Raw genomic sequence first — 14311 nt, forward strand, 5'->3', positions numbered from 1 at the left:
AAGAATCACTAACAGCTCACAACTAAATTGTATCACAGGGCAAGCACATCATTTTATGCAATTTTACATATAAAAATTATAACGTAGATTGAATTACTTGGTCATACACATCGTCATCCGTTACATCTGCCGTACTAATACCACTGAATGTCCTCACATTTAATCCGGTATTTGAAGATCCCGATCCATTATAAGCTTTCGTTTTTTCAATTGGATGTACGTTATATTTATCACCTAAGTTAATTGTCCCATTACAGTTCTCAATAATAACCCCTTCCACAATAGCTGGCATTTTATCACCTACTTTCATTTCGTTACTCCCATTCTATGAGAATCGCCTAAAAAAATAGCATGTGTGAATAAGAAAAAAGCACTCAGGCTGAGTGCTTTTTTCTTATTTACCGCTCTTCTTTCTCTCACAAGCAATTCCATCGCCATCACGATCTAAATGCTTACCGTAATACGGACTATCTCTTGTAATATCGTAAACTCCAGCATCATTTGCTTCTTTACAGTTAGCAAAGCGTTTTGGTTCTGGCTTTTGTTCCGGCTTCACCTCTGGTTGTGGTTGTTCTTGTCTTGCTCCTGGTCTTTCTTCAAGTGGTAATGTCGCGTTATATAAGAACTGAACATATTGCTCACGACTTACATGCATTCTAGGTGCGAATTTACCATCACCAGTTCCAGCTGTAATATAATTTGATTTAACTGCAGTAATCGCAGGATTCGCCCATCCATTTCTATCTACATCCGGGAAATTATGATCCCCTCTAATTTGCAATTGAAACCCTTTTGTTAAAATTTGTGCCATTTCATCGCGAGTTAACGAATCTTTCGGCCTAAAGTTCCCTGTGTCATCTCCAGCGAATACACCGATCTCTGTTAAAGCAAGAATCTCTTTTTTAAACTGAGTCGAACGATCAGTAACATCTTTATACGGATTATTATACTGTTCTTTTACTGCTGGCTTTAATTGACGGAACATAAGGGCTGCAACTTGCTCACGAGTTACATCATCACCAAATCCAAAAATCCCATTTCCATATCCAGCAACAATGTTTTTATTTGCTAAATCCATAATTGCCTTATAAGCCCAATGATTGTTTGGAACATCTTTAAACTGAGTACTTGCCTGCGCTGTCCCGATTGAAGTAAATGCTGTAGTTGCAACAATTGCACCTGTTAAAAGTAATTTTTTAAATCCCATACTTAAGTCTCCTTCTCTTTTCCATAATAACCATTTAACAATATAACAAATTATATAAATCCATTTTGTCATATTCTGTCGAATACAAAAAAAGAACCCCGAAGGATTCTTTTTTTGCTAAGCACAAATGGCAATTTTGGAGACAGTTGACTCTTTCAAAATTTATTAGGGGTAATATTTTGAAAAAGAAAGCCTTTCATATGTAGCTTAACACCACTGGAATATATAGTAAATTGATAATCTTTATACGGAAGATTGCTAATGTTTAGTATAGATAGTTTGCACTACGTTAATAGTGGAAATTATCTATACTAAGAAACAAAAAGACGCCTTTCAAGAAGACGTCCTTTCCCCTGTTTATATATACCCCATCCCGCTTTTTGTAAACACACACTAGAAAACAGAATCATGAATTGTTACAAGATTGTTAGGTACAAAAAGAGTAGAGGTAAATATTAATATAAAATTCTGCTTTATAGCGTGTATCCACAACTTATATTTTAATCCTCTTCCCTTGAAAATAAACATAATATGCATAATTACATACCAAAAAGAAAAAGACACTCCACAGAGTGCCTCTTCAACCATTTTACTTTTAATATATCACTTTGAATACATTTTACCATATTTAACTATATCAATTGTTGAGAAAATTCTAAATCGTTATTTTTTTATCAACATCTTCAAAATCATGTAATATTAAGGATGCAATAAAACATTATACAAATTGAGGTGTACTATATTTATGTTTTTCGGAATCATTCCTCTTATATTGTTTATTATTTTTCTTATCTCTTACTTAAAAGATCCACGAAAAATAATAAATGGCTTTTTATTTAATGCCTTTTTCTGTTCATTTCTATTATTTTGTGCAATCGCCTCGTTTGCATCTGGTAGTAACACTTTACATTTCATCGTTATTCTACCCATGTTAGCTCTACTTTTCATGATACCTTTTGGCATCGTTGCTCTAATGTTTGGACTATTTCTTAATGCGAGAATCTTGATGAGGCGTGAAGGAAGACGCTTTACAAACTCTTTAACTTTAATTGCTGCTTTAGGGATTTTATTCTGTATACTAATCCCTATCATAAATCCAGCAAGTTTATTCTCAGAGCATTTTCAATTTATTTTTGCTGCTATTTCTCTTGTAACTATGTATTTCTTTATACATTTATCTAACTTCTTAAGCGCTTATTTTCTATACCAATTCAATAGACCGAGACGTAATCAAGATTTCATCATCGTTCTTGGTAGCGGCTTAATTAATGACAAAGTGCCACCCTTACTTGCAAGTCGCATTAATAAAGCAATCGACTTTTATTGGAAGCAAGCCGCTGTGAATACACCACCAACAATCATTTTCTCTGGTGGGCAAGGGCCTGATGAAGGTCTTCCGGAAGCAGAAGCGATGCAAAATTATGCTGTTGAAAAAGGCATTCCGCTTGAACATACGGTACAAGAAAATCGTTCTGTAAACACATATCAAAACATGTCGTTCTCTAAAGAAATTATGGATTCTTTAAAGCCAGAAGGTAAGTATAAAAGTATTTTTACAACGAATAATTTCCATCTTTTCCGTGCTGGCATATATGCAAGACAAGCTGGCCTTAATAGCCAAGGAATCGGATCAAAAACAGCCTTTTATTACTGGCCTAATGCAATGATTCGCGAATATGTCGCAATTGTCGTTATGGGGCGTAAGCGCCATATGAAAATATGTGGAACTATTTTAGGTTTCGCTTTATTCCTAACAGTCGTTAGTTTTATACTTTCTTAACAAAATCCCATCCTTTAAAAGGATGGGATTTCTTATACGAATTTCAAAAATATTTTAATGGTACTATGGTGATAATATTCCCTGCATACATCCATTAAAGGAGAATTTTTTCAAATATAATGTTAAAATGGTTGTTAGGCATGAATCGAACTGATTAGCAAACATGTAAGAAAAAGAAACTAGTTTGAAACGAGGAAATTATATGAAAAAAATGATCAAGAGTAAGCCCAATAAGCTGAAAATTGCTTCAAAAGCTTTGATGATTATTATTGGGGCATTTATCACAGCGTACGGATTAGAAGCTGTCTTAATTCCAAATAACGTATCCGACGGTGGTGTGACTGGTTTAAGTATCGTTAGTTCAAGATTATTTGGATTGCCATTAGGAGCTCTAATCGCAGTTATTAACATTCCTTTCGTTTGGTTAGGATATAAACAAATCGGTAAAAGCTTTGCAATTTATTCCATCATCGGGATTGCTTCATTAGCAATAGGTACCGTTGTCATGCACGGAATACCAACTATTATTGAAGGCGATACACTACTCGTTACAGTTGTTGGTGGTATTATTATCGGTTTCGGTATGGGACTAGCCTTACGTAACGGCGGCGCATTAGATGGAATCGATATGCTAGCTGTATTACTTTCTCGTAAGTTACCTTTTGGAACAAGTGACCTTATTTTATTCTTAAATATGTTTGTCTTTATTTTTGTTTCAACAGTATTTGGTCTTCAAGGGGCTATCCTTTCGGCAATTGCTTACTTTATCGCTTCGAAAGTGATTCATATCGTTGAAGTTGGTTTAAGTGGTTCGAAAACATTTAAAATCATCACGAAAGAGCCTGAATTAATGGTAGAAACAATTCGCGATCGTTTAGGCCGAAGCGCAACGTATAACGAAGTATATGGTGGTTATTCAAGAGAGAAATTCAAAGAAATTTCTTGTGTAATTAACCGTTTAGAAGAAAGTAAAATGAAGGACCTGATTAATGAAATCGATCCTAATGCCTTTATTACAGTTTATGACGTAGCTGAAGTAAAAGGCGGTAACTTTAAGAAACGTGATATTCATTAATCATTATGAAAAAAGAGGGTGTGCCAAAATATTGGTGCAGCCTCTTTTTATTATGAAGTTGGTAAATCGATATTCCTTTTCGAATCGTTGATATATTTTGAGCTACGATAGATATAATCGAAAAACCGTTGATACATTTTACTCCCCCCATCTTCCCCCGCTTTTAATCCAATCGACGGACTTTTGAAAGGCGGGCACTTCATGCTGAAAGCGAAGCGGAACATATAGAAAGAGAGTACATGTACACAGTATCCATAGAATACCTACTATAAAGTGAAATTTCATCGTTGTGCTAATAAACAAACTGAGGAATAAGACGAGGAACATAATCAAACTAAACCTTTTATATATACTCATAATAATCTCCTCCTTATAACTTAATTGTACCAGCTATAAGGAATTAATTCCCATAATAAAAAGACCGAAAAGCAAATTCCACTTTTCGGTCTCTATACTATCTTCTCTTCATAATTTTCCCTGAACCGCCAACCCTTGTTTTCGGGGGCGACGTATTCTTTGGTGGGGTTTTAATGGATGATTTCGGCTTCACATCAGATCCACTCGAGCCACCCGGGTTTTTCGTAATTTTCCCTTTGCTTCCGGTAGAAGGCGGTGGCGTCGTTTTACTTCCTTTTTCCGTAATACTTCCTTTATCACCTACAGATGATTTCGGATCTACATTATCGCCTCGCTTAATAATAGATCCTTTCCCTTCCTTCGTAATTGGAGGCGGGGTTTTCTTTTCCTCTTTCGTAGGTGGTCTTTCCGGGATCACCGGTTTATGATTTTGTCTGTCATTATATCCGCGATAATCACCGTATGATGATTTGCGTGAACCGAATATATCGTTTAATATACTCCCCATGATATATCCTTGTAAGAAGGATGGTTGGTAATTTTGACGGACAAATTCTTCATTGCTTATTTCAATTAACGTATCAGATGGTTTCTCTTTATCCTTTTGTAAATTATACATTTTATCAGAATAAACGAGGAACATTTGATTTTCGTCTTCTTTAGATGCTTGCTTCGGTTTCCTTTCGGCTATAAGTTCCTTTGCAACTTCAGGAACTGACCGATTGGCGGCCCTATACACGTAAGATTCTTGTTTACCATCCTTTGCGACAGACTCTAGTGGGTAACGGTCCTGAATTGACTTCGCCTGACCACTTTGACAGCCCGATAAAGCATAACCGGCAATAACAAGTAATGTAACGATAGCAAGTATAGGGATCACGAACGATTTAATCATGGTAAACAATCGGTTTGACATGATTACGCCCCCCTTATGTTGCTCTTATGATTTGTACATCAGCAGGAATAATTACTTCTCCCTCATACATCATTGTGCGACCATTTTGCCATTCAACACGTAATAATTTGCGGTTATCAGATTGGAATTCCCATACGTACTGTTCTTCTGAAGCAGCGAATGGTGTTTTCCCCATAACAACAACACGTCCATTATATTGTTCTTCCATATGATACTCTATATCATCCATTTCAATCGTCGTCGGAATTTCATCGATTGAATCTAAACGACCATCAATCGGTGTATACAATTTGTAATACGTATTTTCACGGTCTTCAATTTTCAAATAACGAATATCTTTCCCATCCTGCAAAGTTAAAATAATCTCCTTGCGAGAATGCATGCTCATTTTCCCAGTTAATTCGTACATGACTAACGAGACTTCAATCATATCGCCAGGAGCCAACGTTAAAAGACTCTTTTCTGGCTTCGGCGGCTCCGGACTCTTCATTATATTTTTAATACGTTTAAATAAACTCACAATCTACCCCTCCTTTTCTCTTTATAAACAAGCACCTAAAATAAGTGCACCAACGATATGTAATGAACCAGCTAACAACGCATGTGCTAAGCTGCCTTCTTTCGTTCCTTCTTCTAAATCTAAACCAGACATTTTCTTTAACACAAACTCAATGAACATTTCTACAATTAATAAAATAACGAATGAAACTGCTGAGGCAAGAAGCGCTTGCCATAAGTCATTCGCTTTCGTTATAGATTGAGATAAAATGTACCCTTGCGCAAATAATTTCATAACGAAACGCGTTGTCACTGCTGTATTTCCATTTTTCATTTCTTTTAAATCATTGTATTTTGTAAAAATCGAATCAACCCACATAATTGCAAATAAAAGTACCGCACTCGCTCCAGTCCATACAAGCATAGCTAAAACATTCATCCACGTCATTACAAAACCTCCTCTAAAAAAGTAATAGAAAACCGACATGAATTCTCTTCAGACATGTCGGTTTCTTTGTCTATTCTATATTATTTCTCGTACTGCTTCATAATACGAGCTAATTCATCGTCAACAACAGAATTTTTGTTTAAGCTTGCGAATTCATCATCTAACGACTTTTCTTTCTTGTAAATTTCACCGCTTGCTTCTGCTTCAGCCTCTAATTGAAGTGCTTTCTCTTCCATACGGCTTAAACCAGCTTTTGCTGAATTTGAATCAAATCCAGACATCGCCTGATTAATATTCTTTTGTGCTTTCGCTGCATTTACACGTGCAACAAGTGTTTCACGTTTATTTTTCAGCTCTGTTAATTGCTTACGCATTTCTTCTAGCTTAAGACGAAGGTTATCAGCAGCTGCTTTGTTTTGCTCATAGCTCGCTTTATACTCATTCATCTTTTGCTCTGCATTTTGTTTTTCTTCAAGAGCACGACGCGCAAGGTCAAGATTGCTTGCTTGAACAGCCATATGAGCTTGCTCTTCACGTTTTTTCACAAGTGCTTCTTGCTCTTCAAATAATATTTTGAATTTCTTCTCAAGTGCAATTTGAGCTGCTACACTTTTCTCAGCTTCTTGTACATCCGCTTGCATATCGCGTAAATATTGATCCGTCATCTTAACTGGATCTTCCGCTTTTTCAATTAATGAATATACATTCGACATTGTTAAATCTCGTAATCGTTTAAATACAGACATTCTAATTCCTCCTATGACTTACCTCATATTTCAAATTCACTACTTGGAAAACTGAAAAATCTCCCTTAACAGTAAAGAATATTCATTTTTACAGCCTATGTGTTTATTATAACAAAACTAATATGTCCTTACATGTTATTTCCAAAATACAGCCAATATAATATGACATTCTAGATAAAACATTGTATTCCTAATATATTCTCATTAATCCTCTTCAGAATTGACATATTTTTATGCACTTTCACTAAATTACATTATTGTAATGTTACTGTAAGCTAACTCGATAGTTACGTTTCAATATTTCTTATACACTAATACCAGAAGCAACAAACAAGCTTCTCATAATTTCAGGACTAATACAAAAAATGTATTTACTATAAAACATATAAAAGGAGCAATCATCATGAAAAAATTAGTAGGAATCGGATTAGCAGCAGCAATTTCATTCGGAGCATTATCAGGTTGTTCTTTATTAGGAGAAAAAGCGAACGGCTTTGTACTATACGGAACAGATGAGCAAATTCAACAAGTTACAGATAAAAATAAAAAAGAAGTGAAAGAAAAAGACTTCTATAAAATGAAAATGACAACATTAGAGGGTAAAAAAGTTCTTGTAATGGATAAGAAAACTGGTGAAGAACTGGTGAAAAAAGAATTACTTAGCAAAGTTGATAAAAACGATGATACAAAACCACTTGATAAATTACCAGCTGTAACAACAGAAGAAGGCGTGTTATTTGCAAAAGAGAAAGTAGAAAATGCTACACTTGATGGGGCAAAATTAAAATACGAAGGCAACACAATTATCGGAAGTGGCCGTGCATATGCAGACATGTTCGCAATTGTTGACGATGCAACTTATGGAAATGTAAAAGGTGATGAAAAATCTGTTGGTGTATTAAAATTCGATAAAGACCCTAGTAAAGAATTCCCTGGTTACAACGGAGTAGAAGCTTCTCAGCTTGTAAAAATTAAAAAGTAAACAAAAAAGCTTTGCGAAATTCGCAAAGCTTTTTTCTATTTATGAGCAATTTGCTCCATATCTGGACTACAAGTTTGCGACTGACATGACTTACTTAAAGAGCATGCTGCGCATTTTCCCTTTTTACTTCTCTTTACAAAATTAACTAACGTATATGCTGCATAACCAAAAATGATAGCTCCAATTATAATATTGACCATCACCGCGATACATCTCCTTCTAGAATCCGAGTAAGGACCCAACTTGGTATATAATGAGCGTTAATACATAAGCAACAACGAGCGGATAAACGACAGAGAAAACTGTCCATTTCATCGATCCTGTTTCACGTTTAATAACAGCTACTGTCGCTAAGCACGGAACATATAATAAAATAAAGAACATAAATGCATAGGCTGATAGCGCAGTATAATGTGCTCCCATTACATTTCCTAGCACATCTTCTTTAACCGCATAAATAATTGCCATCGTAGAAACGACAACTTCTTTCGCTAAAAATCCTGTTAAAAGGGATGCTGCAGCTTGCCACGTTCCAAAGCCGAGCGGTGCAAAAAGTGGTGCAATAAATCCACCAATCATCGCTAAGAAACTGTCTCCCATATCAACACCAAATCCTGATGGACCTGCATAGTTTAATAACCAAATGACAACAGAACCACCGAAGATGAATGTACCCGCTTTACGAACAAATCCTTTACCTTTCTCCCACGTGCTCAGCCATAACGTTTTCGCTTGCGGCACACGGTAAGGTGGTAGTTCAATTACAAAAATAGATTTTTCTGCTTTTAAAATAGTAAGAGACATAATTTTTGTAACGAGTAATGCAAGAACAATCCCTGCGATATATAAAGAGAACACAACAGTCGCCTGACTATGAGGGAAGAAAACTCCCGCAAATAGTGCATATACAGGTAAACGTGCCGAACAAGACATAAACGGTGTTACAAGAACTGTAAGTAACCTTTCTTTTTCTTGTTCAATCGTTCTCGCTGCCATAATACCTGGAACGTTACATCCAAAGCCGATAATCATCGGAATAAATGCTTTTCCGTTTAAACCGAAAAACTCCATAATTCTATCCATAACAACTGCAATTCGTGCCATATATCCTGAGTCTTCTAATAATGAAATGAAGAAGAATAGTGCAAAGATTTGTGGAACGAATACTAATACCGCACCAACACCAGCAATAATACCTTCTGTAACGAGTGCTTGAATAAAGTCAGAAGCCCCAACACTTGTGAGCCCAGCTGTAACCCAATCAGTAAGTTGTCCGCCAAAAAATCCATCAAGCATATCAGATAAAGGTGTACCAATCCACGTAAACGTAACCTGAAAAATAAAAAACATAACTGCTAAAAAGATTGGAAGTCCTAAAATTTTATGTGTAATTAACCTATCAATTTTTTCTGAAAAAGGAATTTTTCCTTCTTTCTCATGTTGCATAACATTTGTTTTTAACTTTTCAATATACGCTTCACGAGTCTTGTAAATGTGCTCTTCCAACGTACAATCAAGTTTTCCATCTAAACGAGATCGAATGGCTATAAGTTCCTTATAAATTGGTAATGCTTTCATTTCTTTTTCTACTACTTCGTTATTGCTTAAAAATTGAAGGGCTAACCATCTCGGATGCTCATAATTCGCTGTCTCTAAAAGAGCGATTACCTCTCCAATTCCTTCATCCATTTGTACGCCATATGAAATAATGAATGGCTTTTTCTCTTTTTGTTTCTCTTCATGAAGAGTAGTAAGTAATTCTTCACAGCCTTTTCCGGTTCTTGCGATGACAGGAACGACTGTTACACCTAATATTTCTGATAGCCTTTTTACATTAATCACAATTCCTCTTTGCTTTGCCACATCAATCATATTTAAACCAATTGAAACGGGCTTACCAAATTCAAGTAATTGCAATGTTAAATGCATATTTCGCTCAAATTGAGAAGAATCCACTATATTTAACATATGATGAAATTCATCTGTTAGTAGAAAATTCGTAACGACACCTTCATCACGTGAAACTGGATTCAAATCATAAACGCCTGGTAAATCAATTAATGTTCCTTGCTTATCTTTTAATTTACCAACCTTCTTTTCTACTGTTACACCGCTCCAGTTTCCTACATATTCATAAGAACCAGTAAGTGCATTAAATAATGATGTTTTCCCTGTATTCGGATTCCCTAGCAAAGCAACCTTATTCACGCTAATTCCACCTTTATCATTTTCGCGTCACAATGACGAATACTAATTAACTGTCCACGACACTCCAATGTACAAGGACCTTTAAACATCGCTTTCTGTTTCAAGCGAAGTTCGCTTCCTTCCGCGAGACCGAAAGCAGCTAGTCTACGCTTTAATAACTGATCTAAAGACTGAATACTTTTTACTAACACTTTCTCGCCAATTTTAATATCTACTAAGCTCATAACCTTCCCCCTCAGAAGAGAATGATAATTATTTTCAGAAAAATTATATCATACTCTATTTCAATTGGACTATACCCTTTTGCTTCATATTTATTAACATTTCGCTACAATTCTATTTCAATAATTGTCATACGGTATTCATTTGCCATTCTCATCCATTTCGCTTACAATGAACAATAGCAAATAAAGAATCTCGTTATCACAGGGGGAGCCTTACCGCTGAGAGGGAACAATTCGTTCCGACCCTTTGAACCTGTTAGTTAATGCTAACGCAGGAATTGTGCAAACGTCCGAAATACACACCTCTTTTTTTATTTACGTATTTCGTATCCTCCTATGATATCTATTCTTTTTTTGCAACTTGGATTTAGGGGGAGACAACATGCGTAACACCAATTTACAAGCGATGATCGAATCTGCTATTCTTGCAGCCTTCGCCTTGGTCATCGATATTTTACCACTTTCAATCAAAATATCAGCAACAGGCGGTTCCATCTCATTCGCTATGATTCCTATCTTTATTATCGCATACCGCTGGGGCTTCAAAATGGCTTTCTTAGGAGGCTTAATTTGGGGATTATTACAAATTGTCGTAGGCGATGCCATTATCGTCACACCAATTCAAGTAATCATTGAATACTTCGTTGCTTTCGCATTCATTGGATTTGCTGGTTTATTCTATCGTCCAATTCAAAAAGCACTTCTAGCATCTAATAAGAATGGAAACGAACAATCAAACTTAAGTAGCCGTAAAGATAAGCCTTCATCAAAACAAAACCAAGGAAAGAAAGTAATTGGATACATTATCATTGCTACTTTTATCGGTAGTCTAGCTCGTTACTTCTGTCACTTTATTGCCGGTATTATTTTCTGGGGACAATATGCACCGAAAGGTCAATCAGCTATTCTATATTCTTTAATATTTAACGGTAGCACAATGATTGGTTCCTATATTCTATGTACCGTTTTACTTATATTTTTATTTATCACTTCACCAAGATTATTCAAAAGCATAAGTGCTTATCAAATAAATTCACAAAAAAAGGGCGCTTAACTTAGCGCTCTTTTTTCACATCGTAATATCAATTAAAAATACAATAAATGCACAAAAGAAAATAAATACCATTATACTTAGCCAATTGCTATGCACGGTTCATCGACTCCTTACATAACCTCATTTTCTATTCAAAGTATACTGTTTAGAAGTAAAGATTAGGTAAAGATAATATGAAAATAAATTAAAAAAGCGTAGATAGTATTGTCTACGCTTTTTTCGGTAAATAGAAGTAAAATAACACACCATCTTTTGTATTCTTGACCCCATATTCAGCATTGTGCAGCTCTAAAATGTTTTTTGAAATCGCAAGGCCAAGCCCGGTTCCACCTTGTGAACGTTTCCGTGCCGCATCTACTCGATAAAAACGATCCCAAATTTTATCTAATTGTTCTTCTTCAATGTGGGCACCCTTATTTTCAATACACACTTTTATATAATTCTTCTCGTCTATTGTGGAAATAATAATATCCTCTTTATCTGGTGTATAACGTATTGCATTCGTAATGAAGTTCACAATTACTTGTTCAATTCTATTTTGATTCCCAACCACTTCAGCTGGACATATATGTTTGTGCACACTCAGTTCTTTTTTCTCTATCTCCGATGAAAGCTGTTCACATATTTCTTCAATCACTCCATCGATATAGAAAGAATCCATCTTCATGTTATATGTGCCAGACTCAAATTTAGCTAATTCAAGCATATCCAAAATTAGTATATCCATCTTGTCTACTTCTTTTTCCATCGCCTGAAAATAGTAGTCTTTCTTATGTTCAGCTACCCCATCTTTTAAAATGAAAATACAGCTTTTCATAATACTCAGCGGCGTTTTTAGTTCATGCGATACACCCGCAATAAATTCTTTCCTTGTGTTTTCTAACTTTCTTTCTTTTTCAATATCTTGTTCTAACTGTCCAATATGTGAATGTAGTTTATTAGATAATGTATTAATATTTTGCGATAAATCACCAATTTCATCTTTTGAAGTAATCGGAATTTTTTCTGTGAAATCCAAATGAGCTATTTTCTTCGTTGTATCATTTATTTTTAGTAGCGGTTTTGCAATTTGTTTTGAGTAATAAAACGAAGCTAGAAAAATTAGAACGACTACAAATGCAACAATATAGATGTAATAATCTTGCACCATTTGTACAGCCTCATCTACAGGCTGTAAAGAAGCCATCGCATATATATATGTTACCGATCCGTCTTTTTCTTTTTTTGGTTTAATTAATAATTTATATTTTATATCATTTTTTTCATAGTCCATTATTTGTGTTGAATACTGTATATGATTATTCTCTTTTAATAATAAATCAGTTTGAAATTCCTTTATGCTATCTAAGAATAAACTATTTTTATAAATTGGATTCACAGGACCTTTTACATCGGGGAACTGTACTTTCGTAACACGTCCTACTATGGGAGCATCTAATTCCTGAGCAGCTTGCTCCTGAACGGCCGGCTTCTTTTCCTTAACAACTTGTTCCTCAGCTGCTTTCTTTTTCTCCTGATCTAATTTAATCTTTTTCTCCTGATCTAATTTAATCATTTTCTCATTAAATGCTTTTTCTAACGGTTTATTAGATCCACTTAAATTTTGCTTACCTAACGAGAAAGAGAATGGAATAAAACTTTCTTCTTTTCTCACTCCAGAAAAATAAATTTCTTGTCCTGAAAAATTCTCTGATAATTTATTATCAATCTCCTCTATATTGACGAGATTACCTAAGGGAATCTTGAATATTTGTTGTCCAAAGCTCTTTTGTTGCCTACGGTCTATCGTTACTTCAAAATAAAAATCATCCACATGTTTTAAATTCCCATTCTGATCTAATATCGTAATCCACGTATTATTTTCTCTTAAAAAATCTTGCTCCAGCTTCTGAATTCCTTCTGCATTTCCTACATAATTCAAATAATTCTTCTCAAAGGAATTTAAATTCACTTTAATATCTTCTACTTTTCGGTTCGCATAATATTGTTTAAAAAATATCGTTTGACCAATAAATATCGTCGCTAAAATCAACATACATAGAGCTGTTGTAAGGGTAAATAATTTAAGTACAATCCCTTTTCTCATATGCTCCCCTCGAATTTATAACCGGTTCGCACTACAGTTGTAATGTGCTTTGATTTTTCTCCTAATTTATTTCGCAAATTACGAATATGGCTATTAACCGTTCGATCATCACCAGCAAATTCGTACCCCCAAATTCTTGAAATTAACTGTTCTCTTGTTAGTACAATCCCTTGATTTTTCATGAAATAAGCTAATATTTCAAATTCTGTATGTGTTAAAGTAATGTCTGCCTCATCAACAGTAACAGTACGTGACGGAAAATGGACGTGAATGCCATGAATTGATAACGTATCATCTTCATTTTCCAAAGGTTTCTTTGATGCTTGTCTGCTTTCTAATAATCGTTTCGCTCTCGCTAATAAAATAGGCGGACTATATGGTTTCGCAACATAATCATCTGCCCCAAGCTCAAACCCAAGTAATGTATCATCTTCATCTACACGTGCCGTCAGCATAATAATTGGAACCCCCGACGTCTTACGAATCCTTCGGCAAACAGACCATCCATCAAGTTCCGGCAACATAATATCAAGTATAACTAAATCGACCTCTTCTTCTTCAAATAAGACTAAAGCTTCTTTTCCATCTCTCGCTTCAAGCACTTTATATTGTTCACTCAAAAAGTAATCCTTTAATATTTCGCGTAAAATATCTTCATCTTCAACAATCAAAATGTTTTTTGACATAATCTATGTCTCCCCCTCTCGCTTTAAGAAATTACTATTCAAAG

Annotated in this window: 16 protein-coding genes and 1 riboswitch; of the genes, 4 read left to right on the top strand and 12 right to left on the bottom strand. The window is 35.0% G+C overall.

Features of this window, described 5'->3' with window-relative positions; genetic code table 11:
* Positions 1–76: 76 nt before the first annotated feature.
* A complete protein-coding gene (locus LCF45_RS23680; RefSeq protein ID WP_002129587.1) occupies positions 77–310 on the bottom strand; it encodes a spore germination protein in 234 nt (77 codons plus the stop codon).
* A gap of 84 nt (positions 311–394) precedes the next feature.
* The gene (locus LCF45_RS23685) at positions 395–1207 is read right to left on the bottom strand and encodes an S-layer homology domain-containing protein (protein WP_002089166.1); all 813 of its coding nucleotides are present in this window, start codon (positions 1205–1207) and stop codon (positions 395–397) included.
* A 745-nt stretch (positions 1208–1952) separates the two neighbouring features.
* Between LCF45_RS23685 and LCF45_RS23690 the strand changes: the two genes are divergently transcribed.
* Both LCF45_RS23690 and LCF45_RS23695 read left to right on the top strand, forming a co-directional pair.
* A complete protein-coding gene (locus tag LCF45_RS23690) occupies positions 1953–2987 on the top strand; it encodes a YdcF family protein (RefSeq protein WP_002129589.1) in 1035 nt (344 codons plus the stop codon).
* A gap of 202 nt (positions 2988–3189) precedes the next feature.
* A complete protein-coding gene (locus LCF45_RS23695) occupies positions 3190–4062 on the top strand; it encodes a YitT family protein (RefSeq protein WP_000738210.1) in 873 nt (290 codons plus the stop codon).
* Positions 4063–4200: 138 nt separating this feature from the next.
* Here LCF45_RS23695 and LCF45_RS23700 read toward each other — a convergent pair whose 3' ends face one another.
* From LCF45_RS23700 to LCF45_RS23720, 5 genes are all read right to left on the bottom strand, one after another.
* Entirely contained in the window at positions 4201–4419 is a 219-nt protein-coding gene (locus LCF45_RS23700; RefSeq protein ID WP_033707954.1) for a hypothetical protein, read from the bottom strand.
* Between the two features lie 97 nt (positions 4420–4516).
* Positions 4517–5335, bottom strand: coding sequence for a DUF4247 domain-containing protein (locus tag LCF45_RS23705; protein ID WP_002129590.1), 819 nt, complete (start codon positions 5333–5335; stop codon positions 4517–4519).
* 13 nt (positions 5336–5348) lie between these two features.
* The gene (locus LCF45_RS23710) at positions 5349–5855 is read right to left on the bottom strand and encodes a DUF4178 domain-containing protein (protein WP_002129592.1); all 507 of its coding nucleotides are present in this window, start codon (positions 5853–5855) and stop codon (positions 5349–5351) included.
* 21 nt (positions 5856–5876) lie between these two features.
* Entirely contained in the window at positions 5877–6281 is a 405-nt protein-coding gene (locus tag LCF45_RS23715) for a DUF350 domain-containing protein (RefSeq protein ID WP_002015753.1), read from the bottom strand.
* A gap of 80 nt (positions 6282–6361) precedes the next feature.
* Entirely contained in the window at positions 6362–7027 is a 666-nt protein-coding gene (locus LCF45_RS23720; RefSeq protein WP_002015754.1) for a PspA/IM30 family protein, read from the bottom strand.
* Positions 7028–7430: 403 nt separating this feature from the next.
* Between LCF45_RS23720 and LCF45_RS23725 the strand changes: the two genes are divergently transcribed.
* Entirely contained in the window at positions 7431–8009 is a 579-nt protein-coding gene (locus LCF45_RS23725) for a lipoprotein BA_5634 family protein (protein WP_002129594.1), read from the top strand.
* A 35-nt stretch (positions 8010–8044) separates the two neighbouring features.
* On the opposite strand, the gene LCF45_RS23730 is transcribed toward LCF45_RS23725, so the two are convergent.
* The 3 genes from LCF45_RS23730 to LCF45_RS23740 are packed head-to-tail and all read right to left on the bottom strand — an operon-like array spanning position 8045 to position 10441.
* Positions 8045–8212: a FeoB-associated Cys-rich membrane protein gene (locus LCF45_RS23730; RefSeq protein WP_000989601.1), complete on the bottom strand. Its 168-nt coding sequence runs from the start codon at positions 8210–8212 to the stop codon at positions 8045–8047.
* 16 nt (positions 8213–8228) lie between these two features.
* Positions 8229–10217 (bottom strand): ferrous iron transport protein B, encoded by a 1989-nt coding sequence (gene feoB / locus LCF45_RS23735; protein WP_002129597.1) that lies wholly within the window; start codon positions 10215–10217, stop codon positions 8229–8231.
* Positions 10214–10441: a FeoA family protein gene (locus tag LCF45_RS23740; RefSeq protein ID WP_000060512.1), complete on the bottom strand. Its 228-nt coding sequence runs from the start codon at positions 10439–10441 to the stop codon at positions 10214–10216. Before LCF45_RS23740 ends, feoB begins: the two co-directional genes overlap by 4 nt.
* Positions 10442–10635: 194 nt before the next feature.
* A riboswitch (TPP riboswitch) is annotated at positions 10636–10737 on the top strand.
* Between the two features lie 86 nt (positions 10738–10823).
* On the opposite strand from LCF45_RS23740, the gene LCF45_RS23745 reads away from it, so the two are divergent.
* Positions 10824–11495: an energy-coupled thiamine transporter ThiT gene (locus LCF45_RS23745; protein WP_002129599.1), complete on the top strand. Its 672-nt coding sequence runs from the start codon at positions 10824–10826 to the stop codon at positions 11493–11495.
* A gap of 208 nt (positions 11496–11703) precedes the next feature.
* Here the strand turns inward: LCF45_RS23745 and LCF45_RS23750 are convergent, their stop codons facing one another.
* Together LCF45_RS23750 and LCF45_RS23755 are read right to left on the bottom strand one after the other, a co-directional pair.
* The gene (locus LCF45_RS23750) at positions 11704–13581 is read right to left on the bottom strand and encodes a sensor histidine kinase (protein ID WP_002184777.1); all 1878 of its coding nucleotides are present in this window, start codon (positions 13579–13581) and stop codon (positions 11704–11706) included.
* The gene (locus LCF45_RS23755) at positions 13578–14267 is read right to left on the bottom strand and encodes a response regulator transcription factor (protein ID WP_263894322.1); all 690 of its coding nucleotides are present in this window, start codon (positions 14265–14267) and stop codon (positions 13578–13580) included. The genes LCF45_RS23750 and LCF45_RS23755 overlap by 4 nt, the downstream gene beginning before the upstream one ends.
* Positions 14268–14311: the final 44 nt, after the last annotated feature.

Source organism: Bacillus sp. 41-22 (genome assembly GCF_025809295.1).
In the GTDB taxonomy this organism is placed as follows: domain Bacteria; phylum Bacillota; class Bacilli; order Bacillales; family Bacillaceae_G; genus Bacillus_A; species Bacillus_A mycoides.

Coding starts and splice junctions, on each gene's coding strand:
- LCF45_RS23720 (WP_002015754.1), bottom strand. CDS start 7,027: ATGTCTGTATTTAAACGATTACGAGATTTAACAATGTCGAATGTATAT.
- LCF45_RS23745 (WP_002129599.1), top strand. CDS start 10,824: ATGCGTAACACCAATTTACAAGCGATGATCGAATCTGCTATTCTTGCA.
- LCF45_RS23700 (WP_033707954.1), bottom strand. CDS start 4,419: ATGAGTATATATAAAAGGTTTAGTTTGATTATGTTCCTCGTCTTATTC.
- LCF45_RS23695 (WP_000738210.1), top strand. CDS start 3,190: ATGAAAAAAATGATCAAGAGTAAGCCCAATAAGCTGAAAATTGCTTCA.
- LCF45_RS23685 (WP_002089166.1), bottom strand. CDS start 1,207: ATGGGATTTAAAAAATTACTTTTAACAGGTGCAATTGTTGCAACTACA.
- LCF45_RS23750 (WP_002184777.1), bottom strand. CDS start 13,581: ATGAGAAAAGGGATTGTACTTAAATTATTTACCCTTACAACAGCTCTA.
- LCF45_RS23680 (WP_002129587.1), bottom strand. CDS start 310: ATGAAAGTAGGTGATAAAATGCCAGCTATTGTGGAAGGGGTTATTATT.
- LCF45_RS23755 (WP_263894322.1), bottom strand. CDS start 14,267: ATGTCAAAAAACATTTTGATTGTTGAAGATGAAGATATTTTACGCGAA.
- LCF45_RS23715 (WP_002015753.1), bottom strand. CDS start 6,281: ATGACGTGGATGAATGTTTTAGCTATGCTTGTATGGACTGGAGCGAGT.
- LCF45_RS23690 (WP_002129589.1), top strand. CDS start 1,953: ATGTTTTTCGGAATCATTCCTCTTATATTGTTTATTATTTTTCTTATC.
- LCF45_RS23740 (WP_000060512.1), bottom strand. CDS start 10,441: ATGAGCTTAGTAGATATTAAAATTGGCGAGAAAGTGTTAGTAAAAAGT.
- LCF45_RS23725 (WP_002129594.1), top strand. CDS start 7,431: ATGAAAAAATTAGTAGGAATCGGATTAGCAGCAGCAATTTCATTCGGA.
- LCF45_RS23705 (WP_002129590.1), bottom strand. CDS start 5,335: ATGTCAAACCGATTGTTTACCATGATTAAATCGTTCGTGATCCCTATA.